This window comes from Burkholderia sp. 9775_39 (assembly GCF_015712225.1).
GTDB classification, from domain to species: Bacteria; Pseudomonadota; Gammaproteobacteria; order Burkholderiales; family Burkholderiaceae; genus Burkholderia; species Burkholderia cenocepacia.
The window spans coordinates 376,167-395,755 of sequence record NZ_JACCQC010000001.1; the positions used below are offsets into that span (position 1 = coordinate 376,167).

At 67.6% G+C, this 19,589-nt stretch carries 21 protein-coding genes; 15 read left to right on the forward strand and 6 right to left on the reverse strand.

Going from position 1 to position 19,589, the window contains the following annotated elements; all coding sequences use genetic code 11:
• Positions 1 to 48 precede the first annotated feature (48 nt).
• Positions 49 to 990, forward strand: coding sequence for an ABC transporter substrate-binding protein (locus H0X90_RS01625; RefSeq protein ID WP_058903895.1), 942 nt, complete (start codon positions 49 to 51; stop codon positions 988 to 990).
• A gap of 72 nt (positions 991 to 1,062) precedes the next feature.
• Here H0X90_RS01625 and H0X90_RS01630 read toward each other — a convergent pair whose 3' ends face one another.
• The 6 genes from H0X90_RS01630 to H0X90_RS01655 all read right to left on the reverse strand — a co-directional run bounded on the left by H0X90_RS01630 (position 1,063) and on the right by H0X90_RS01655 (position 6,546).
• A complete protein-coding gene (locus tag H0X90_RS01630; protein WP_058903896.1) occupies positions 1,063 to 1,602 on the reverse strand; it encodes an AidA/PixA family protein in 540 nt (179 codons plus the stop codon).
• 65 nt (positions 1,603 to 1,667) lie between these two features.
• Positions 1,668 to 2,171, reverse strand: coding sequence for an inclusion body family protein (locus H0X90_RS01635; RefSeq protein WP_006483191.1), 504 nt, complete (start codon positions 2,169 to 2,171; stop codon positions 1,668 to 1,670).
• Positions 2,172 to 2,466: 295 nt separating this feature from the next.
• Positions 2,467 to 2,850, reverse strand: coding sequence for a GtrA family protein (locus H0X90_RS01640; protein WP_006498083.1), 384 nt, complete (start codon positions 2,848 to 2,850; stop codon positions 2,467 to 2,469).
• A gap of 13 nt (positions 2,851 to 2,863) precedes the next feature.
• The gene (locus H0X90_RS01645; protein ID WP_006498084.1) at positions 2,864 to 3,907 is read right to left on the reverse strand and encodes a glycosyltransferase family 2 protein; all 1,044 of its coding nucleotides are present in this window, start codon (positions 3,905 to 3,907) and stop codon (positions 2,864 to 2,866) included.
• Positions 3,908 to 3,931: 24 nt separating this feature from the next.
• Positions 3,932 to 5,311 carry a glycosyltransferase family 87 protein gene (locus tag H0X90_RS01650; RefSeq protein ID WP_059723830.1) on the reverse strand — a complete coding sequence of 460 codons (1,380 nt, stop codon included), beginning with the start codon at positions 5,309 to 5,311 and terminating at the stop codon, positions 3,932 to 3,934.
• Positions 5,308 to 6,546: a glycosyltransferase family 87 protein gene (locus tag H0X90_RS01655; RefSeq protein ID WP_012493711.1), complete on the reverse strand. Its 1,239-nt coding sequence runs from the start codon at positions 6,544 to 6,546 to the stop codon at positions 5,308 to 5,310. Before H0X90_RS01655 ends, H0X90_RS01650 begins: the two co-directional genes overlap by 4 nt.
• A 1,052-nt stretch (positions 6,547 to 7,598) precedes the next feature.
• Between H0X90_RS01655 and H0X90_RS01660 the strand changes: the two genes are divergently transcribed.
• The 14 genes from H0X90_RS01660 (at position 7,599) to H0X90_RS01725 (ending at position 19,583) form a co-directional block, all read left to right on the forward strand.
• On the forward strand, positions 7,599 to 7,790 hold the full coding sequence (locus tag H0X90_RS01660) for a Flp family type IVb pilin (RefSeq protein ID WP_006483618.1): 192 nt from the start codon (positions 7,599 to 7,601) through the stop codon (positions 7,788 to 7,790).
• A gap of 140 nt (positions 7,791 to 7,930) precedes the next feature.
• On the forward strand, positions 7,931 to 8,122 hold the full coding sequence (locus H0X90_RS01665; protein WP_006483622.1) for a Flp family type IVb pilin: 192 nt from the start codon (positions 7,931 to 7,933) through the stop codon (positions 8,120 to 8,122).
• A gap of 82 nt (positions 8,123 to 8,204) precedes the next feature.
• On the forward strand, positions 8,205 to 8,423 hold the full coding sequence (locus tag H0X90_RS01670; RefSeq protein WP_006498088.1) for a Flp family type IVb pilin: 219 nt from the start codon (positions 8,205 to 8,207) through the stop codon (positions 8,421 to 8,423).
• A 28-nt stretch (positions 8,424 to 8,451) separates the two neighbouring features.
• On the forward strand, positions 8,452 to 8,991 hold the full coding sequence (locus H0X90_RS01675) for a prepilin peptidase (protein WP_077189497.1): 540 nt from the start codon (positions 8,452 to 8,454) through the stop codon (positions 8,989 to 8,991).
• A gap of 43 nt (positions 8,992 to 9,034) precedes the next feature.
• The gene (locus H0X90_RS01680) at positions 9,035 to 10,435 is read left to right on the forward strand and encodes an ATPase (protein WP_077189496.1); all 1,401 of its coding nucleotides are present in this window, start codon (positions 9,035 to 9,037) and stop codon (positions 10,433 to 10,435) included.
• Positions 10,436 to 10,470: 35 nt separating this feature from the next.
• On the forward strand, positions 10,471 to 11,310 hold the full coding sequence (cpaB, locus tag H0X90_RS01685; protein ID WP_034204006.1) for a Flp pilus assembly protein CpaB: 840 nt from the start codon (positions 10,471 to 10,473) through the stop codon (positions 11,308 to 11,310).
• A 104-nt stretch (positions 11,311 to 11,414) separates the two neighbouring features.
• Complete coding sequence (locus H0X90_RS01690) at positions 11,415 to 13,349, forward strand: type II and III secretion system protein family protein (RefSeq protein WP_077189495.1); 1,935 nt, start codon at positions 11,415 to 11,417, stop codon at positions 13,347 to 13,349.
• Between the two features lie 20 nt (positions 13,350 to 13,369).
• Entirely contained in the window at positions 13,370 to 13,666 is a 297-nt protein-coding gene (locus H0X90_RS01695) for a hypothetical protein (RefSeq protein ID WP_006486293.1), read from the forward strand.
• Between the two features lie 25 nt (positions 13,667 to 13,691).
• Complete coding sequence (locus tag H0X90_RS01700; RefSeq protein ID WP_006498092.1) at positions 13,692 to 14,963, forward strand: pilus assembly protein TadG-related protein; 1,272 nt, start codon at positions 13,692 to 13,694, stop codon at positions 14,961 to 14,963.
• A gap of 13 nt (positions 14,964 to 14,976) precedes the next feature.
• Positions 14,977 to 15,513: a TadE/TadG family type IV pilus assembly protein gene (locus tag H0X90_RS01705; protein ID WP_034204008.1), complete on the forward strand. Its 537-nt coding sequence runs from the start codon at positions 14,977 to 14,979 to the stop codon at positions 15,511 to 15,513.
• Positions 15,510 to 15,953: a TadE/TadG family type IV pilus assembly protein gene (locus H0X90_RS01710; protein WP_006498094.1), complete on the forward strand. Its 444-nt coding sequence runs from the start codon at positions 15,510 to 15,512 to the stop codon at positions 15,951 to 15,953. Before H0X90_RS01705 ends, H0X90_RS01710 begins: the two co-directional genes overlap by 4 nt.
• A 22-nt stretch (positions 15,954 to 15,975) precedes the next feature.
• Entirely contained in the window at positions 15,976 to 17,184 is a 1,209-nt protein-coding gene (locus tag H0X90_RS01715) for an AAA family ATPase (protein WP_034204009.1), read from the forward strand.
• An 18-nt stretch (positions 17,185 to 17,202) separates the two neighbouring features.
• The gene (locus H0X90_RS01720) at positions 17,203 to 18,570 is read left to right on the forward strand and encodes a CpaF family protein (protein WP_006486287.1); all 1,368 of its coding nucleotides are present in this window, start codon (positions 17,203 to 17,205) and stop codon (positions 18,568 to 18,570) included.
• Positions 18,571 to 18,605: 35 nt separating this feature from the next.
• Positions 18,606 to 19,583: a type II secretion system F family protein gene (locus H0X90_RS01725; RefSeq protein WP_006498096.1), complete on the forward strand. Its 978-nt coding sequence runs from the start codon at positions 18,606 to 18,608 to the stop codon at positions 19,581 to 19,583.
• Positions 19,584 to 19,589: the final 6 nt, after the last annotated feature.

The following is a 19,589-nucleotide window of genomic DNA, read 5'->3' on the forward strand; positions in this document are numbered from 1 at the left end:
CCCGCGCGTGCGCCACGCATCATCGAATAAAAAGGGATTCCACCAGACATGAGAAGCCGCGCTTTTCCCGTGACACACGTTGCCCGCTTGCTGGCCGCCGCGCTGATCGCCGGTAGCGCCTTCGCCGCGCAGGCCGCGTCGTTCGACCTGAGCCCCGAGCAGCCGGCCCGGCAGCGCGGCGCCGTGAACCCGGCGGTCGAGCAGGCGTTGCCGGCCGGTTTCCGGTTTGCCGAAGCGAATACGCTGACGATCGGCATCGCACCGAACCTGCCGCCGCTCAGTACCTATGCGACCGACGCGCGCACGGTGGTCGGCTTCGATCCCGATCTCGCGCAACTGATCGCGGACAGCCTCGGCCGCAAGCTGAAGATCGTGCCGCTCGCGTGGGCCGACTGGCCGCTCGCGCTGCAGTCCGGCAAGGTCGACGCGGTGATCTCGAACGTGACGGTCACCGAGCAGCGCAAGGAGAAGTTCGACTTCTCGACCTACCGCAAGGACCAGCTCGGCTTTTACGTGAAAACCGGCAGCAGGCTGGCCGCGATCCGCGAGCCGAAGGATGTCGCCGGGCTGCGCGTCGTGACCGATTCGGGCACGAACCAGGAAAAGATCCTGCTCGAATGGAACCGGCAGAACGTCGCGCGCGGCCTCGCGCCGGTCGAGATCCAGTATTACGCGGATGCGGCCGAGCGGTGGGTCGCGCTGCAGTCGGGCCGGGTCGACACGATCTTCAGCGTGAACTCGATGCTCGCGTACCAGGCGTCGCTGCGCGGCGATGCGAAGCTGATCGGCACCGTCAGCGGCGGCTGGCCGCGCACCGCGGACATCGCGATCACGACCCGCAAGGGCAGCGGCCTGGCCGAGCCGCTGACGCTCGCGATCAATGCGCTGATCGCGAACGGCAGCTACCGGAAAGCGCTCGATCACTGGCGGCTGGATGCCGAGGCGATCGACCGGTCGCAGACCAATCCGCCGGGGTTGCCGCGCACCTGAACACGGCACGCGGCGGCGCTTGCGTGATCGGCCGCCGTTCGGCTGCACCGTGAAACGGCGGTTGCGATCCGGCTACGGTTCGACGCCGGCCTGTTTCGTGTCCGGCCGGCTGCCCGCGATCTCGATCGCCGTTTCCCAGCGGAAGTAGCCCGATACGGCGCCGTCGCGATCGAGCACGGCGAAATCGGCCGTGCACGTGGTGATGCCCGGGGCCAGCACCTCGCTGCGCCAGAAATGGTCTTTCATCGGCCGGCACGACGGATGCAGCAGGTCGTCGCCGTCCGGCACCGGGGTGGCGGCGTCGCGGATTTCCGCTTCGATCGGCGCGACGATGCCGGCGTCCTTCAGCGCGAACCGGATGAACAGCACGGTCACTTCCGCACGCAGCGCCAGCGCGGTTTCGCGCAAATGCAGCTGGTCGCCGGGCGACAGGCCGGCAAAGAGCCGGTTGTCGTTGTGGCCGACCTGCCCGGCGTCGCCGGGGCGCAACACGTAGATGTGCCGGCCGTCGATCACGGTCGGCGCGTCGGCGTCCCGGCTCGCATCGGGGTAGGCCGACAGCAGCGTGACGGCGTCGACGATCGCGAGACCATCGCAACGAACACCAGACATGAGCACGTCCTCCGCAACAAGGGAGCGGCACGGGCGGCCGTCGTGCGGCCGCCCGCGTGCCGCGATCAGTTATGGATCGAGATGAACGGATCCCACGAGAAGCAGCCCTGGCTCTGGCAGTTGCGATCGATGATCTGGAACTGGAAGTGGTAGGTCACGCGGCCGACCTTCAGGCATTCCGACGACCAGTAGTAGTTCGCGACCTTCTGGCACGTCGGCACTTCGGGCTTGCTGGTGTTCGGCACCGGGATCGACGCTTCCGCGACGCGCGGCGTCGGCGTCGAGATCAGGTCGTTGCCGACGTTGCCGATGAACTTGTAGAACACCACCTGGTTTTCGAAGCCCAGCGACAGGCTCGTTTCGCGCCAGCGGATCAGGTCGCCGACCTGCGCCTTCAGGTCGAGCTCGCCGCCCGCCTGCCCGGAAATGACGTTGTCCTGGTTGGTCACCATATAGACATAGCGCCAGTCGATCAGTGTCGGCGCCGCCGGATTCTTGCTGGGATTCGGATATTTTTTGAGAATGGTTTCGGTATCGAACGAAACGAGCACATCGGTAACGCGTGACATAGAAGCTCCCGTTTGAAGTAATGGGAATCATCGTTGCGCGAATTGCTTCGTGCAGCCGCCATCGCCTTGTGAGGCAAGGGTTTGCGCCGGTATCGGCACGTGCGGAGGCGACGGCTAATGCAGATTAGTCCGTTTGGTTAATCATGGAAGCTGTAAAAGTAAACAGGTCGGGAAAATGATTTTTATAGTTAATTTTAAAATCGGAATCAATCGGGTCGATGCGTGACATAAATATCGCGACATTGAATCTGTTAATCGATCGACCGATTATCGGCGTGGGCGGGAAGGCGGCTGCTTACCGGTAGGTCCAGAGCCGGTGCAGCACGAACGTCGTCGGCGGGATCAGCAGTGCGATCGCGACGACGCCCATCGCGCGCGACGCACCCAGCGCCTCGGCGGCACGCGCGAGCAGCATCGTCTCGACGAAGCCGGCCAGCGTGACCGCGAGAAAGCGCAGCGCGTTGCGGGGGCGCACCGTCGACGAGAAGCTCCACAGCGTATTCGCGAGATACGAGAACGCGGTCGCGCAGAGGAACGCGATGGCATTCGCGGTCACCGGCGTCGCGTCGCGCAGCGCGAACAGCGCCGTCGCGACCAGCGTGTGGAGCGCGGTCGAGCCGAGCCCGGACACGCCGAAACGCACGAGCCGCGTGCGCTCGGCCTGCAGCAGCCCGATCATGGCGAGCGCGCGTTCAGCGCGCGCCGATGCGCGCCCGGACCGGCTGCACGCGCCGGCGGGCCGGCTGGCGGCGGGCGTCGCGCGCGACCGGCAGTTCGATCACCTTGCCGTGCGCCTGGTAGCGGCGGCGGATCAGGTAGACGGGCCGTTGCTTCGATTCGTCGTAGATCCGCCCGACGTATTCGCCGACCACGCCGATCCCGATCAGCTCGATGCCGCCGATGAACAGCGTGACCGAGATCAGCGACGCGTAGCCGAGCACCGGATTGCCGAACAGCAGCGTGCGCAGGATGATGAACGAACCGTACACGAACGCGAGCGCCGCGATGCCGACGCCGATGTAGGTCCAGCTGCGCAGCGGCACGGTGCTGAAGCTGGTGATGCCTTCCAGCGCGAAATTCCACAGCTTCCAGCCGGAGAATTTCGAGTGCCCGGCGCTGCGCGGATCGCGCTGGTACTCGACGATCACGGTCTTGTAGCCGACCCACGCGAACAGCCCCTTCATGAAGCGGTGCCGCTCGGGCAGGTTGCGCAGCGCGTTCACGACCTTGCGGTCCATCAGCCGGAAATCGCCGACGTTCTCCGGCAGCTTCACGTCCGACAGCAGGTTGTGCACGCGGTAGTAGATCGCGGCGGCGGTGCGCTTCGCGAACGAATCGCACGCGCGGTTGCTGCGCTTGGCCGCGACGACCTCCGCGCCGTCGCGCCAGTGGTCGATCATCACCGGGATCAGGCTCGGCGGGTCCTGCAGGTCCGCGTCGAGCGGGATCACCGCATCGCCCGCGGCTTCGTCGAGGCCGGCCGTCAGCGCGGCTTCCTTGCCGAAGTTGCGGGTCAGGTCGATGACGCGCACGCGCCGTTCGGCCGCGCCGATCCGGACCAGGCGTTCCAGCGTGTCGTCGCGGCTGCCGTCGTTTACGCAGACGATCTCGAAGCGGATCGCGTCGATCGCGCTCAGCAACGGAATCACGACGTCGAAGAAGCGTTCGACGGCTTCGCCTTCGTTGTAGAACGGCACGACCAGCGAAACGAGCGGCGTGTAGATGGGTTCCCGCATGATGATTCCCCTTGTGATGGCGCTTTACCGGCCGGCGCCGAGCGTCGGGCGGCCGGTGCGGCGCATGCCGTGCGCCGGGCGGTGGTGCGGTCGGAGCGGGTGGGTGAACCCGGTCTCGGTCGAGGTGTCGCGCGCGTCGGGCAGCGACGGCACGTCGCGTCTTTCCCGGGCGATGCGGCTGACGAGCAGCGCGAGCGATGCGAGCGTCACGAGCGGCATGAACTGGAACGACAGGTGCGGCACGATCGCGAGGCCCGCGAGCGGCATCGGCCACAGCAGCATCAGCCATTCGCGATCGAAGTGCCGCCAGCCGTGCGTCCATGCATAGCGCGCGTACCACGCGATCACGATGCCGTACCACGTGAGGTCGTAGTCGTACAGATACGGGCTGACGAGCAGGCACGCGCACGCGAGGGTCGCGGCGCGCAGCGCGTACGAACACGCGCCGCGCCACGCGTAGACGACGGCGCTCGCGGCGGCCGCAGCCGACAGCAGCTGAAGGCCGCGTGCGACGAGCGCGGGCCAGCCGGCCATCGTCGCGAGCGCGAACACGGTCGGCATGCGGGCGAGCTTCGCGTGGCCCGCATCGACGATCGCGTAGACGTTGCCGATCACGTGCATGAACGTGAGCCACGGGCCGATCCCGAACGCGAGCGTCGCGAGCGCGACGCTGACGGCGATCGTCGCGGCCCACGCGGCCAGCGCGCGCCATTGGCCCGCGCACAGCAGCGCGAGCGGGAACAGCACCGCGAGCTGCGGCTTCATCGTCAGCAACCCGAAGCAGATTCCGGCGCAGACGGGCCGCCGGTTCAACGCGAGCAGGCCGAGTGCGGCGAGCGTCGCGGTGAAGAGGCTCGTCTGCCCGACGATCACCGTGAGGAACGCACCGGGAAACGCGAGCGCGCACAGCCAAGCGGCGTCGCGCTGCACCGTGGCGCGCATCGTCGCCGCGAACAGCGCGATCGTGATGCCGAGCCACAGCACGACCGCCAGCGTGTACGGCAGCCAGCCGAGCGGCAGCACGAACAGCAGCATCGTCGGCGGATAGAGCCACGGCAGCGTGCCGTCCGCGAGCGTCATCGTCGGGACCGCGAGCTTCTGGACCGCGAACAGCGCGGGAAAATGCCACGCGTCCGCGCCGTGACCGTGCGCGGCGAGCCACGCGGCGCTCCAGACCGGCGAGAAGTCCTGCGACAGCGGTTCCAGCGCGCCGTGGCGCGACAGGAGGACGCGGGTCAGGTAGATCGCGATGAACAGCAGCTCGGTCAGCAGCACGGCGGCCGCGTAGAGGCGCACGCGATCGCGGTTGAGCCAGTGCGGATGGCGGCGCGGGCCGGCGATCGGGAGTTCCGGATGCACGTCGGCGGCCGAATGCGCGTGGCGGGCGAACGACGGCGCTTTCATCGTGCGCTCCGGGATGCGAGCGCCGTGCGGCGCACGACGACGAACAGCACCGCGAGCAGCACGACCGGCCCGATCTGCGGCAGCTTCATCAGCCGGTTCAGCATTTCGAAGATCGGCAGCAGCCACGCCAGCACGAGAATGCCCTGGTCGCCGGGCAGCCAGCCTTCGTCGAGGCCGTGTGCGATCAGGCAGAAGATCGCGATGCCGAGCCACGTCAGTTCGTAGTTCCACAGATATGGCGTCGTCAGCAGGGTGGCGACCGCCAGTACCGCCCCGCGCAGCCGCATGTCACGCGTGCGGCGCCAGACGTCGACGGCCGCGGCGAGCGCGACGAGCGCGACCGCCGCCTGGGCGGCCAGCGCGGCCGCCACCGGCGCGCCGGCGAGCCGCAACGCGGCGAACGGCGTCGGCGACGCGAGCCAGTACGACGCGAGCATGAAGTGCTGCGCGCGTACCGTCGACAGTGCGTGACTCAAGCCGTGCAGCGCGGCGGGGCCGGCCAGCGCCACGCCGGCCGCCGCGAACAGCGTCGCGCTGATCGCCGCCGCCGCGAAGGTGCGCCACGCACGCGTCGCGATCAGCACGAACGGGAACACGACGGCGAGTTGCGGCTTGATCGCGAGCAGCCCGATCAGCACGCCCGCCAGGACCGGACGCTTGCCGAGCAGATGCAGCGCGAGCGCGGCGAGGCCGGCGGTCAGGATGCTGTTCTGGCCGAACAGCGCGGACATGCACACCGCCGAATACGCGACGACGACGAGCGCCGCGGCGCGCGGCACGGGAAGATGCGCGCGCAGCCCCGACAACCGCGAGACGGCGAGCGCGTAGCATAAAAGACTGCCCGCGAAAAAGAGGAAGTAAGCGGGCAGGAAAGGCACGAGGGCAACCGGCGCGATGAACAGCAGCATCGTCGGCGGATAGAGCCAGGGAAGCGGCCGGTTTTGCAGATACGCACCGAAGTGCGCGAACTCGGCCTGCAGGAATGAGGACGTGTCGTAAGCCGCCGCGGCATGGCCTTGCAACACGAGATGCGATGCGGTCCAGAAGACCGAGAAGTCGGTGCCGGGGCGGGCGGTGGCGTTCGACGTGAAGCCGTCGGTCACGACCGCCCAGACGATCAGCAGCGCAGCGAAGAGCATCAGCATGATGCAGCTGTACGGAATGATCCGGTCGGCCGTCAGCCATTGAGCACAGCGTATTGCGCGATCGCGCGTTCCACGATTGGCTGTGTACATGATGCCCCGTCTGTCGTGTGGCCGCGTGGTCTGTCGCGGCCGTTTGATGTTGTGGTGCCTGCGGATCGAATCGCTCTGAAATGGCGTTGTCCGGTGAATTCATTGTTGAAGAAAAAATCGCGTGATGCAAACCACGCACGGCCGGCCGGCATTTAATGTGTTCAGCGATTCGGGTGAAAACCGCCATTTCTGGTATGAGAAAACGCCGCCGCCGGGATTCGTGTTTCTGGCCTGAAACATTCCGCGATTTTTACCGGCTGTGCGTGCCGCCGAACCCGCAGCGCGCGGGCGGTCTGCCGCGTTCGGGAAAATCCCGAGAAAATTTTTTAGGTCCTTCGTGCAGCGCCACGACGGGCTTTCGTGCCGGCCGCATGCGCCCGAACCGTATATATCAAAGTTGAAACATTTCGGCGGTCGGGCGTTTGGCGGAGGTTTGCATATATCGCTGAAACCCTTGATGCGTCTCGATTCCGACCGGGATGGTCCGCTCTTTGCGTAAGCGTTGGCACGGCAGTCGACGACGTGACGACCGGGCGGTTCCGGCAGGCAGCAGAGGAACCGGCTCGCGAATCACCTGCGGAACAGACAGTCCGGAGCGCGTCGGGGAACACGCAGCTCCAGTCCGATCAACCGCGGCAACCGTCGTCGAACGACCCAAGAGACCCGGTGGATTCAGGGCAATAAGAAATCGGCATGGCAGTACATGGGGAATAAAAATGAAAGACCACAGCACGTCGCGGATCGCAAGCCGCGTTAAAGACACACTGCAGCTTTGCCGGGAGTTCATCTCCCGTTCAACTGGATTCCATGCGTCGAACGGCCGTCGCGCCGTTCCGGTCGATCGACTCGTCCGGTTCATCCGGCCGGTCGAACCGTACACGCGTCTCTCATGCTCCGCCTCGCCGATACCCGTTCGCACGGACAACGCTGGTCCACCCCGTTGCCGCGACTGATCGTCGGCTTCCGATTTTTCGAGTAGTGCCGGTGGTGCCCACCCCCCGACGTCCTGACCGACGAAGGGTATTTCATAGCAGTCCGAAAGGAGAATGCTCATGTCAAGAATCATCGAAAAGATCGCGTGGTTCGTCCAGGATCAGGACGGCGTGACGGCCATCGAGTACGGCCTGATCGCCGCGCTGATCGCGATCGGCATCGTCGCCGCGCTGGCGACGGTCGGTACGGATCTGAAGACCGTGTTCAGCACGATCGCCGCGGATCTGGACTCGGCGGTAGCAGGCATCTGATGGACGGTACGACGAACGGCTCGTTCGAATCGTTCGTCGGCGCCACACGGCATCAACGACATTCCTCGACGTATCGAAGCACGGTCATTCGACCAGCCGGTGCGCGAGGATTTTGAAAGTCACCACGCAAGGAGATCACCATGTCCAAGCTCATTCAACAAGCCAGCCGTTTCGTTCGCGATGAAGATGGCGTGACCGCCATCGAATACGGCCTGATCGCCGCGCTGATCGCAGTCGGCATCATCCTCGCGCTGTCGACCATCGGGAAGGACCTCAAGACCGTGTTCAGCACGATCGCGGCCGACCTCGATTCGGCGGTGGCAGGCATCTGATGGAGCGTGCCGCGGACGGCTCGGCTGGTGCAGCGTTCGAGCCGTCCCCGGCCATCCGACCAACCGGAAACCGGAGACCATCATGCAAGCCATCATGCGTGTCGCACGTTGCTGGATCGCCGACGAACGAGGCGTGACGTCGATCGAATATGCGCTGCTCGCGTCGATGTTCGCCATCGCGGTACTGGGTAGCGTCGTCACGCTGAAGGGCTCGCTCGGCGCTGCGTACGAGATGATCGCCGCGGCCGTGACGGCTGCCGTGACCACCGCCGTGACCACCGCGCTGTCCATGGTTTCCTGATCCACCGATTCGATTCGCGAGGTTCGCCATGTTTCCCGTTGCGCCGCCTTACCCGGTTCCGTTGTGCGTGACGCTGCTCGCGGTCGCCGCGGCCAGCACGGACATCGCGACCCGTCGTATTCCGAATCGTCTCGTCTTGCTCGGCCTGGTCGGCGCATTGATCGCCCAGTGCCTGTTGCACGGCGTGCCGGCGGGCGTGCTCGGCTGGCTCGCCGGGGCGGCAACCGGCTTCGGCCTGCTGCTGCCGTTCTACCTGTTGCGCGGAATGGCGGCGGGCGACGTGAAGCTGATGCTCGCGATCGGCGCGTGGGTCGGCGCGGAAATGACCTTTTACATCGTGCTGGCCACGTTCTTGGCCGGCGGGATCGGCGCCATCGCCTACGCGCTGCTGCGCGGGCGGATGCGCCAGATGTGGGCGAACGTGCGCACGCTGATCGTGCGGCGCTCGCCGGCGGCGCGCGCCGAGGCCGACGACGGCCCCGCCGGGGTCGCTACGGTCGGCACGCTGCCGTACGGTGTGGCGATCGCGGCCGGCACGCTGGGCATGCTGTTCGCGTCGTGCGCATAGCGCGGCGGTTCCGTCACGAAGACGCAACGAGGACGCAACGATCATGAACACGAACCACACCGAACCGAGACGCGACGCGCAGGTGGCACACCTGCCCGATCCGCTGCCGTCGCGGGAGGTCCATACGAAGCTGGGCGCGCAGCTGCCGTCGGCGCCGCGCTCGCTCGCGGAAACCGGGCTGAGCATGGCGTTCGTCGGCGGCCTCGTGCTGAAGTCGACGCTGGTGCTCGGCCGCCCGTCGTACTGCGACCTGGTCGAGCGGCACTGTCTGCCGCTCGCGGTGCTCGACGAGGTCTTCGCGTTCCTGGTGCGCGAGCATCTGGTCGAGTTGACCCATCGCGGCGCGACCGATCTCGACGTGACGTTCCGCCTGACCGATGCGGGCCGCGTGCTCGCGCTCGAGGAACGGGAACGCAGCGGCTACAGCGGGCCCGCGCCGGTAACGCTGGATGCGTACCTCGCGAGCGTGGCCGCGCATTCGGTGCGCAAGCTGCACATTGGCCAGAGCGACGTGTGGGCCGCATTCGAAGGCGTCGTGATCGACACGGCGGTGCTCGATGCGGCGGCCGCCGCGCTGAACGCGGGCCGGCCGCTGCTGATCTACGGCCCGGCCGGCAGCGGCAAGACCTTTCTCGCCGAACGGCTCGGCGCGCTGATGCACGGCCGCGTGCCGGTGCCGTACGCGATCTGCGCGGCCGGCGAAGTGATCCAGGTCTACGACCCGCTCGTGCACGTCGACGCGGAAGCCGCGGGCGCCGGCCAGTCGGTCGATCGCCGGTGGCGCCTGTGCGAACGGCCGGTCGTGATGTCGGGCGGCGAGCTGACGCTCGACGAGCTCGACTTGCGGCGCGACGAAGCGGCCGGCTTCTATCAGGCGCCGCCGCACATGAAGGCGAACATGGGCATGTACGTCGTCGACGATCTCGGTCGCCAGCGCGTCGAGCCGCGCGACCTGCTCAATCGCTGGCTGCGTCCGCTCGATCGCGGCGTCGATTTCATGACGCTCGAATCCGGCAACCGCTTCGTGCTGCCGTTCGACGTGTGGCCGGTGTTCTCGAGCAACCTCGCGCCGGAGCAGTTCTGCGACGACGCGTTCATGCGCCGCCTCGGCTCGAAGCTGCACGTCGGCGCGATGTCGATCGACGACTACCGCGCGGTGTACGACGCCGCTTGCGCAGCGCTCGGGCTCGTGTCGGCGAGCGATGCGTTCGAGTTCCTGCTGCATCGGCTGCATCTGCCGACCGGCAAGGCGTTTCTCGCGTGCTTTCCGGCGGACCTGCTGCGCCTCGTGGCCGCCGGCGCGCGTTACCGCGGCGATCCGCCCGAGGTGACGCACGACGCGCTGTACGACGCGTGGGCGAGTTACTTCGGCGCGGCGCCTGAACGGGACGGCGGCCATCCGCCGCCCGTCGAGCGCGGAGGCCGGACGTTCGTCACCGGTTGAGCGGTTTCTTTCACGATTCGTCGAGGAGCATTGCCATGAAAAACAGTCGAGCGGTCATGATGCTGGTCGTCGCGATGATCGCGGGTCTTGCCGCGGTCGTATTCGCTTCCCACTGGCTGATGCAGACATCCACGAGTTCGGTCACGTCCGTCGCGGTGGCCACCACCGACCTGAACCTGGGCGAGCCGCTCGGGCCGAACCAGATCCACATGGTGAGCTGGCCGTCCGGCAGCGTGCCGACCGGCGCGTTCACCGACACGAAGGCGCTCGAAGGGCGCGTCGTGCGCACCAGCCTGTCGCGCGGCGAGCCGGTGATCGAATCGAAGCTCGCGCCGGTCGGCACGAAGGGCGGGCTGTCCGCGGTGATCGCCGACGGCAGCCGCGCGATCACGGTGCGCGTGAACGACGTGGTCGGCGTCGCGGGCTTCGCGCTGCCGGGCAACTACGTCGACGTGATCGTCAACACGCAGGAACAGCAGGGCAAGACCGACGGGCAGAGCATCTCGAAGATTGTGCTCGAGCACATCCTCGTGCTCGCCGTCGCGCAGCAGGTCAGCCGCGACGACACGGCGCCGAAGGTGGTCAACGCGGTGACGCTGGAAGTCACGCCCGACCAGGCCGAACGGCTCGACCTCGCGCGCAGCGTCGGCACGCTGTCGCTCGTGCTGCGCAACCAGGTCGACCAGAAGACGCTGAACACCGACGGTGCGACCAAGCTCACGCTGCTCGGCAAGGAGCCTGCACCGGCAGCGCCGCCGGCGCCTGTCCACGTACGGCCGGTCCGCGTGCACGTCGCCTCGCACGCGGCGCCGGAAGTGCGGCGCGACTGCGTCGGCGTGCTGACCGGCGTGAAGGGCAGCGTCGAATGTTTCTGAAGCAGATCGAACCAGCCAGACCAACAAACCGGCCGCCGGCAACGCGCGGCGGCCTTGGAAGTCGATAACCGGCACGGCGCCGGTCTCTCGGGGGATCAGACGAAATGAAGATCAAACCGCAACGCACAGGTACCGGCCCACTGCGCACACGCGTCGCACGGGGCACGATGATGACCGCGATCCTCTGTTCGGGATGGCTGACCGTGTATGGCGCGCTCGCGCAGGAAGGCATCGAATCGGCGGTGCTGACGAAGGGCGGCGCCAGCGCGCCGGCCGCGGTCGGCAAGGGGCCGATGCAGATGACGATCAGCATGGCGCCGGTGCCGGCCGCCGCGCCCGCCGCATCGGCGGGGCCGCTGCGCGGGCCGAACTGCGTGGGCGCCGTGCGCGAATCGACCAGCGTCGCCGTGCCGCTCGGCAAGTCGCTGCTGGTGCCGATGCCGGAGCCGGTGCGCAACCGGACGATCGGCAATCCGGCCGTCGCGCAGGCGACGATGGTGTCGCCGCAGACGCTGTACATCCTCGGGCTTGCGGTCGGCACGACCAACATGATCGTGCAGGGCAAGAGCGGTGCGTGCCGCGTGATCGACGTCGCGGTCGGCGCGGATGCCGGCGGCCTGCAGGCGTCGCTGCTGCAGCTGATGCCGAACGAGCGCGACATCCACGTGTCGACCGCGGCCGGCACGATCGTGCTGGCCGGCACCGTGTCGAGCTCGCAGGCCGCGCAGCAGGCCGTGCAGATCGCCCATGCGTACGGCGACAGCGCGGGCGATGCGGCGGGCGGCGGCAAGCAGGGCGGCGGCGTGCTCAACATGCTGAACGTCACGTCGCCGCAGCAGGTGATGCTCGAGGTGAAGGTGGCCGAGGTGTCGAAGACGCTGATCAACCAGATGGGCAGCGCATTCAACATCCAGGGCGGCTTCGGTTCGTGGAGCGGTGCGCTGGTCAGCAACCTGCTCGCGGGCGTCGCGAGCGGCGCGGTGTTCAACAAGGCGAACAACCGGCCGTTCAGCATCGCGGCCGACGCGCAGAACACCGACAACCTCGTCAAGATCCTCGCGGAGCCGAATCTCGTGACGATCAGCGGCCAGGAAGCGACGTTCCTCGCCGGCGGCAAGATCTTCATCCCGATCCCGCAGAGCAGCGGCAACGGCACGTCGTCGATCACGCTGCAGGAAGAGGAATTCGGCGTCGCGCTGAAGTTCACGCCGACCGTGCTGGCCAACGGCCGGATCAGCCTGAAGGTCGCGCCGGAAGTGTCGGAGCTGTCGCAGACGGGCGTCACGCTGAGCGCGACCAACATCGGCGGCACGTCGATCCTGCCGCTGATCACGACGCGTCGCGCATCGACGACGGTGCAGATGAGCGACGGCGAATCGTTCGCGATCGGCGGGCTGATCAAGGACAACGCGACCGGCGCGCTGAAGGCGATCCCGGGTGTCGGCGAAGTGCCGGTGCTCGGCGCGCTGTTCCGCAGCACGTCGTTCCAGCAGGATCGCACCGAGCTGATCTTCCTGATCACGCCGCACCTGGTGAAGCCGCTGCAGACCGCGGACGTCGCGCTGCCGACCGACAGCTTCTCGAAGCCGAACGAAGTCGACGTGTATGCGACCGGCAACATGGAAGGCCGTGGCGGCGTGCGCAAGGCAGGCGCGCAGCCGATGCAACCCGCGAACGGCGCGGCCGCCGCCCCGCAGACCCCGGCCCAGGCCCCGGCGCCCGCGCCGGCGCCGCAATCGGAAGCCCCGGTCGCACCGGCCGCGCTGCCCGCGCCGCGTGCTCCGCAGGACGCCGACGCGCAGCCGCCGGTGCCGGCCGAGCCGCCGAAGGCGCCGGCGCCGGTCGCGGCCGCCGCCCCGCAGCCCGACCCGGCCACCGCGGCGCGTGTCGCGCGCATCGAAGCCGCCGCCGCGCGCCTCGCGGCAGCGGGCGCCGAACCGTCGGCCCAGCCGGCGGCGCGCCAGAAGCACCGGATCGCGGCGGCGCCCAAGGCGCAGATCGCGCGCGCCGGCGCGGAACCCCAGTCCACCGATCGTTGAAGCCATCCAAGGGGAAGCTCATGAAATCCGCCTACCTCGTATTCGTGCGCCGCGCGGCGCTCGCCGTTCCGCTCGCGTTCGCGCTTGCCGGCTGCATGTCGTCGACCCCGGTGTGGGACAGCCGCTTCGGCGACTCGGTCCGCACCGTGATGCAGGCCCAGATCATCGATCCGCATGCCGGCGAGCATCCGGCGTCGGCATCGGGGATCGACGGCAGCGCCGCCGCGGCCGCGCTCGACAACTACGACAAGTCGTTCAAGCAGACCGTGCCGCCCGCCAATGCGTTCGTGATCGGCATCGGCAAGGCTACCCAGTAACGACACCACGCTCAGGGAGAACGCCATGAACAGCGCAGCCCGTCATCCGAAAGTCACGCGTCGCGGCCTGCATCGCCAGCGCGGTGCCGTCGCGATCATCGTCGGCCTTTCGCTGGCGGTGATGATCGGATTCGTCGGGCTCGCGCTGGATCTTGGCAAGCTGTACGTCACGCGCAGCGAACTGCAGAACAGCGCCGATGCCTGCGCGCTGTCCGCCGCGCGCGACCTGACTTCGGCGATCAGCCTGTCGGTGGCCGAGGCCGACGGCATCGCCGCCGGTCACCTGAATTTCGTGTTTTTCCAGAAAACGTCGGTGCAGATGTCGACGAATGCGAACGTCACGTTCAGCGATTCGCTGACCAACCCGTTCCTGACCAAGAGCGCGGTCACGAAGCCGGCGAGCATCAAGTACGTGCAGTGCACCGCGACGCTGAGCAACATCGCGCACTGGTTCATCGAGGTGCTGAACGTGCTGCCGGGCACGAAGCTCGCGAATGCGGCGGAAGTGTCGGCGAGCGCGATCGCGACCGTCGGCGGCGGGCAGACGACCTGCGCGATTCCCGTGTTCGTGTGCCGCGGTCCGTCCGATCCGGCCTACAAGGTCGGCGACTGGATCTCGTCGCCGTCCGGGTCGTCGTCGACCTACGGGCCCGGCAACTTCGGCTGGGCGGCGCTCGACGGCTCGACGAACGAGACGACGCTCGCGAGCGAGCTGTCGGGCAATACCTGCAACATCACGAGCCCGCCGGACCTGAGCACCACCGGCTTGAAGTCGGCGTCGCAGCGGGCCTGGAACACGCGCTTCGGGATCTATACGAACGGCGCGAACGGCTCGAGCGGTCAGCCCGACTTCACCGGCTACGCGTACGTCGGGCCGAACTACGGGCCGCCGGGAACGCCGGGCATCAAGGGTGACGCGTACACGCAGTTCGTGGCCGACCGCGCGAGCTTCAAGCCTTACCAGGGCGACGGCGCACCGCCGTCGGGCAGCGGCATCGCGACCAACGGCACGGCGACGGCGAGCAACTACACGACCTACGGCAGCGATCGGCGCCTCGCGCTCGCGCCGGAAGGCGACTGTTCGACGCTGAAGGGCAACAGCGGCAAGGTGCACGTCACGCAATGGGATTGCGTGCTGATGCTCGATCCGCTGCCGTTCAGCGCCGGCAGCGGTCCCGTGGTGGCGCACCTCGAATACCTCGGCTCGTCGGTTTCCGGCAACAACCCGTGTGCGACGCACGGCTTGCCCGGCAGCGGCAGCGCGTCCGGAACCCAGGTTCCGATGCTCGTTCAATAGCGGAGAGACGATCATGAAGAAGCCGTCGATTCGTCGTTCGCGCACCCGCGGCGCCGTCGCCGTCGAGTTCGCGCTCGTGCTGATGCCGATGATCATGCTGGCGACCGGCGTGGCCGAGTTCGGCCGCGCGATCTACCAGTACGAGACGCTGACCAAGGCGACCCGCGACGCGGCGCGCTACCTGTCGGTCTGGCTGCCGACCGACAGCGCGTATCCGGTGGCGCAGGCGCAGTGCCTGGTCGTGTACGGCAGCACGACGTGCGGCTCGGCCGGCAGCGAGCTGGTGCCCGGGCTCAAGACGTCGATGGTCACGATCTGCGACGCACAGCACACGACCGGCTGCAGCGACGCATCCGATCCGTCGCAGTTCGCGAACCTGCCGACCTACGACGCGAACAACAACAGTTCGTCGAGCGGCTCGGCGGCGGGCGCGATCAACGTCGTCGAAGTGAAGATCAGCGGCTACAAGTACCAGCCGATTCCCGCGTACCCGGGACTGCCGTCGATCACTTTCGGCAACATCGTCACCGTGATGAGGCAAGTGTCATGAACGCACGCCGCTTTCCGCCATCACGCCGGCGCGCCCAGCGCGGCGTCGCGATCGTCGAGTTCGCCCTCATCGCGTCGGTGCTGATCATGCTGCTGATCGGCATCTTCGAATTCGGTCGCGTGCTGTTCTACTGGAATACCGCGAGCGAGGCCGTGCGTCTCGGCGCGCGCACGGCGGTGGTCTGCGACGTGAACGCCGCCGGTGTCGTGAAGCGCGTGCGGTCGCTGCTGCCGCTGCTGTCGGACGCGAACGTGTCGGTCAGCTACACGCCGACGAGTTGCGACATCAACACGTGCTCGTTCGTGACGGTGAGCGTCACGAACGTCACCGTCAAGACCATGATCCCGTTCGTGAACGTCACGGTCAGGATGCCGCCGTTCACGACGACGCTGCCGCGCGAAAGCCTGAGCTCCGCGACGGGCGGCTCCGCCTGCAACTAATCGAACACACGAGGCACACGACATGATCAACATCCTCGTAGCTTCCGACGATACCGCGCGGCTCACGCAGATCGCGCGTCTCGTGGCCGACTGCGGACGCTATCGCACGACCCGTGCGACCGGCCGCCCGTCGCAGATCGAGCATCGCACCGACGGGCTCGACGCGTTCGACATCCTGCTGGTCGACGGCACGTCGCTCGAGCCGTCCGAACTGCCGGCGATCGAGCGCATCTGCCGCGCGCACGCGGGCCTGACCTGCATCCTCGTGACGGCCGACGCGTCGCCGCACGTGCTGCTCGACGCGATGCGCGCCGGCGCACGCGACGTGCTGCAGTGGCCGCTCGACCCGCAGGCGCTCGGCCACGCGCTCGGGCGGGCGGCCGCGCAAAGCACGCGGCGCGATACCGACGACACGCGGATCGTGTCGTTCATGTCGTGCAAGGGCGGGGCCGGCACGAGCTTCGCGGCCGGCAACGTCGCGTTCGAGATCGCCGAGGGCTTCAAGCGCCGCGTGCTGCTGATCGACGTGAACCAGCAGTTCGCCGACGCGGCGTTCCTCGTCAGCGATGAAACCCCGCCGTCGACGCTGCCGCAGCTGTGCGCGCAGATCGAGCGGCTCGACAGCGCGTTTCTCGATGCGAGCGTCGCGCACGTGACGGAAAACTTCCACGTGCTCGCGGGCGCCGGCGACCCGGTCAAGGCCGCCGAGATGCGCGAGGACGCGCTCGAGTGGATTCTCGGCGTCGCCGCGCCGCGCTACGACTTCGTGATCTTCGACGTCGGCGTCGGCATCAACCCGCTGTCGATGGTCGCGCTCGATCGCAGCGACCAGATCCAGATCGTGCTGCAGCCCGCGATGCCGCACGTGCGCGCCGGCCGCCGGCTGCTGGAGATCCTCGTGTCGCTCGGCTACTCGACCGACCAGCTGCGGCTGATCGTGAACCGCGCGACGCGCGCGAGCGAGCGGACCCGCACCGCGCTCGAGGAAGTGCTCGGCCTGCAGGCGGCCTGCACGATTCCCGACGACGCCGAGACCGTGCTCGAAGCGATCAACCAGGGCCATCCGGTGTCGCGGCTCGCGCGCGGCTCGGCGGTCGCGCGTGCGTTGCAGGGCTGCGCGAAGCAACTCGTCGACGGCGACGTGCGCGCGGGACGCAGCGCGACGCACAGCGAACCGTTGATGTCCCGGCTGTTCGGCCGCAAGGCCACGCCGAAGCTCAAGTCGATGTAATTCTTTCGGGGAATCATCATGTCATTGCGCGAACAGATGTCCTTGCACCGGGCCCAGCCGCTGGCGGCAGGCAACGAACCGGCCGGCCCGGCGCATTCGTCGGTGCGCGACGCATACCAGAAGCTGCGTCGCGAAATCCACCTGGCCGTGCTCGAGCGCGTCGAGCTCGAGCGCCTGTCGCGGCTGCACCAGGATCAGGTCCGCATGGAGATCGGCGCGCTGATCGCGCGCATCCTCGACGAGGAGCGGCTGCCGGCGAACGACATCGAGCGGCGCCAGCTCGCGATCGACGTGTACGACGAGATGTTCGGCTTCGGCCCGCTCGAGGCGCTGCTGCGCGACCCCGGCATTTCCGACATCCTCGTGAACACCTACCGGCAGGTCTATGTCGAGCGCTGCGGCCAGCTCGAACTGACCGACGTGACGTTCTACGACGACGCGCACCTGATGAAGGTGATCGAGAAGATCGTGTCGCGCGTCGGGCGCCGCATCGACGAATCGAGCCCGATGGTCGACGCGCGGCTGCCGGACGGTTCGCGCGTGAACGCGATCATCCCGCCGTCCGCGATCGACGGGCCGCTGATGTCGATCCGGCGTTTCGCGGTCAATCCGCTGAAGATGGACGACCTGGTGCGCTTCCACAGCCTGACGCCGCCGATGGCCGAGCTGCTTGACGCGCTGTCGCGCGCGAAGGTGAACGTGCTGGTGTCGGGCGGCACCGGCAGCGGCAAGACGACGCTGCTCAACATCCTGTCCGGCTTCATTCCGCGCAACGAGCGGATCGTGACGATCGAGGACGCCGCCGAGCTGCAACTGCAGCAGCCGCACGTGCTGCGGCTCGAAACGCGTCCGCCGAACATCGAGGGCAAGGGCGAGATCACGCAGCGCACGCTGGTGCGCAACGCGCTGCGGATGCGCCCGGACCGGATCATCCTCGGCGAAGTGCGCGGCGCCGAAGCGCTCGACATGCTCAACGCGATGAACACCGGCCACGAAGGCTCGCTCGCGACGATTCACGCGAACACGCCGCGCGACGCGCTGACGCGGCTCGAGAACATGGTCAGCGTCTCCGGCCTCACGCTGCCGCCGAAGACGATGCGCCAGCAGATCGCGTCGGCGATCTCGGTGGTCGTGCAGGCGGCGCGGCTGACCGACGGCAAGCGCAAGATCATCAGCATCCAGGAGCTGACCGGAATGGAAGGCGACATCATCAACATGCAGGAGATCTTCACGTTCAAGCGCACCGGCGTGGACCGCGACGGCTCGGTGCGCGGCCACTTCTGCGCGACCGGCGTGCGACCGAAGTTCGTCGAGCGGCTGCAGGCGTTCGGCATCAACCTGCCTGATTCGCTGTACGACCCGTCCGTGCGTTACGAGACGGATTGACGCCAGGGCGCCGTGTGCTGCCGGGGAGAGGCCTCATGAATGCGATCTTTTACGGTTTTGTGATTCTCACCTTCGTCGCGGTCGTGCTGTCGATCGAAGGCATCTATCAATGGTGGAACGCGCGGCACGGCACCGCCGCGCGCCGGATCGAATCGCGCATTCGTGCGATGTCGGCCGGCGGCAACGTCCAGCAGGAGCGGCTGTCGATCCTGAAGAAGCGGATGCTCGACGAGTCGAAGCCGTTCGACCGGCTGCTGCTGCGCCTGCCGCGCGTGCATACGCTCGATCTCGTGATCCAGCAGTCGGGCCTCGACTGGACGCTGCCGAAGCTGATCACGCTCAGCGCGACGTTCGCGGCGCTCACGTGGTTCGTGGCGAGTTTCATGCGGTTGCCGCAGCTCGCCGCGGTGCCGCTCGCACTGTTCGCCGGCTGGCTGCCGATGCTGTACGTGCTGCGCTGCCGCGCCCGGCGGATGCGCAAGCTCGAGCGGCAATTGCCGGACATCTGCGACATGATCGCGCGCGCGCTGCGTTCCGGTCATTCGTTCACGAGCACGCTCGGGATGGTCGGCGACGAGTTTTCCGAGCCGATGGGCGGCGAATTCCGCGTCACGTTCGACGAGGTCAACTACGGCGTGTCGTTGCACGACGCACTGATGAATCTCGCGACGCGCGTGCCGGTGCAGGATCTGCGCTACTTCGTGATCGCGGTGCTGATCCAGCGCGAGACGGGCGGCAACCTCGCCGAGTTGCTCGACAGCATCGCCGGGTTGATCCGCGAGCGCTTCAAGCTGTTCGACAAGGTGCGCGTGCTGTCGGCGGAAGGGCGGCTGTCCGCGTGGATTCTCGGGCTGCTGCCGTTCGGCACCGCGGCGGTGATGGCGCTGCTGAACCGCGAATTCCTGTCGGTGCTCTGGGAGGATCCGGCCGGGATCCGGATGGTCGGCACGATGCTGGTGTCGATGCTGTTCGGCCTGTTCTGGATCCGCCGTATCGTCCGCATTCGCGTCTGACGCGCG

Coding starts and splice junctions, on each gene's coding strand:
- H0X90_RS01690 (WP_077189495.1), top strand. CDS start 11,415: ATGAAGATCAAACCGCAACGCACAGGTACCGGCCCACTGCGCACACGC.
- H0X90_RS01710 (WP_006498094.1), top strand. CDS start 15,510: ATGAACGCACGCCGCTTTCCGCCATCACGCCGGCGCGCCCAGCGCGGC.
- H0X90_RS01645 (WP_006498084.1), bottom strand. CDS start 3,907: ATGCGGGAACCCATCTACACGCCGCTCGTTTCGCTGGTCGTGCCGTTC.
- H0X90_RS01665 (WP_006483622.1), top strand. CDS start 7,931: ATGTCCAAGCTCATTCAACAAGCCAGCCGTTTCGTTCGCGATGAAGAT.
- H0X90_RS01630 (WP_058903896.1), bottom strand. CDS start 1,602: ATGTCTGGTGTTCGTTGCGATGGTCTCGCGATCGTCGACGCCGTCACG.
- H0X90_RS01725 (WP_006498096.1), top strand. CDS start 18,606: ATGAATGCGATCTTTTACGGTTTTGTGATTCTCACCTTCGTCGCGGTC.
- H0X90_RS01625 (WP_058903895.1), top strand. CDS start 49: ATGAGAAGCCGCGCTTTTCCCGTGACACACGTTGCCCGCTTGCTGGCC.
- H0X90_RS01700 (WP_006498092.1), top strand. CDS start 13,692: ATGAACAGCGCAGCCCGTCATCCGAAAGTCACGCGTCGCGGCCTGCAT.
- H0X90_RS01650 (WP_059723830.1), bottom strand. CDS start 5,311: ATGAAAGCGCCGTCGTTCGCCCGCCACGCGCATTCGGCCGCCGACGTG.
- H0X90_RS01670 (WP_006498088.1), top strand. CDS start 8,205: ATGCAAGCCATCATGCGTGTCGCACGTTGCTGGATCGCCGACGAACGA.
- H0X90_RS01640 (WP_006498083.1), bottom strand. CDS start 2,850: ATGATCGGGCTGCTGCAGGCCGAGCGCACGCGGCTCGTGCGTTTCGGC.
- H0X90_RS01655 (WP_012493711.1), bottom strand. CDS start 6,546: ATGTACACAGCCAATCGTGGAACGCGCGATCGCGCAATACGCTGTGCT.
- H0X90_RS01660 (WP_006483618.1), top strand. CDS start 7,599: ATGTCAAGAATCATCGAAAAGATCGCGTGGTTCGTCCAGGATCAGGAC.
- H0X90_RS01680 (WP_077189496.1), top strand. CDS start 9,035: ATGAACACGAACCACACCGAACCGAGACGCGACGCGCAGGTGGCACAC.
- H0X90_RS01715 (WP_034204009.1), top strand. CDS start 15,976: ATGATCAACATCCTCGTAGCTTCCGACGATACCGCGCGGCTCACGCAG.
- H0X90_RS01705 (WP_034204008.1), top strand. CDS start 14,977: ATGAAGAAGCCGTCGATTCGTCGTTCGCGCACCCGCGGCGCCGTCGCC.
- H0X90_RS01695 (WP_006486293.1), top strand. CDS start 13,370: ATGAAATCCGCCTACCTCGTATTCGTGCGCCGCGCGGCGCTCGCCGTT.
- cpaB (WP_034204006.1), top strand. CDS start 10,471: ATGAAAAACAGTCGAGCGGTCATGATGCTGGTCGTCGCGATGATCGCG.
- H0X90_RS01720 (WP_006486287.1), top strand. CDS start 17,203: ATGTCATTGCGCGAACAGATGTCCTTGCACCGGGCCCAGCCGCTGGCG.
- H0X90_RS01635 (WP_006483191.1), bottom strand. CDS start 2,171: ATGTCACGCGTTACCGATGTGCTCGTTTCGTTCGATACCGAAACCATT.
- H0X90_RS01675 (WP_077189497.1), top strand. CDS start 8,452: ATGTTTCCCGTTGCGCCGCCTTACCCGGTTCCGTTGTGCGTGACGCTG.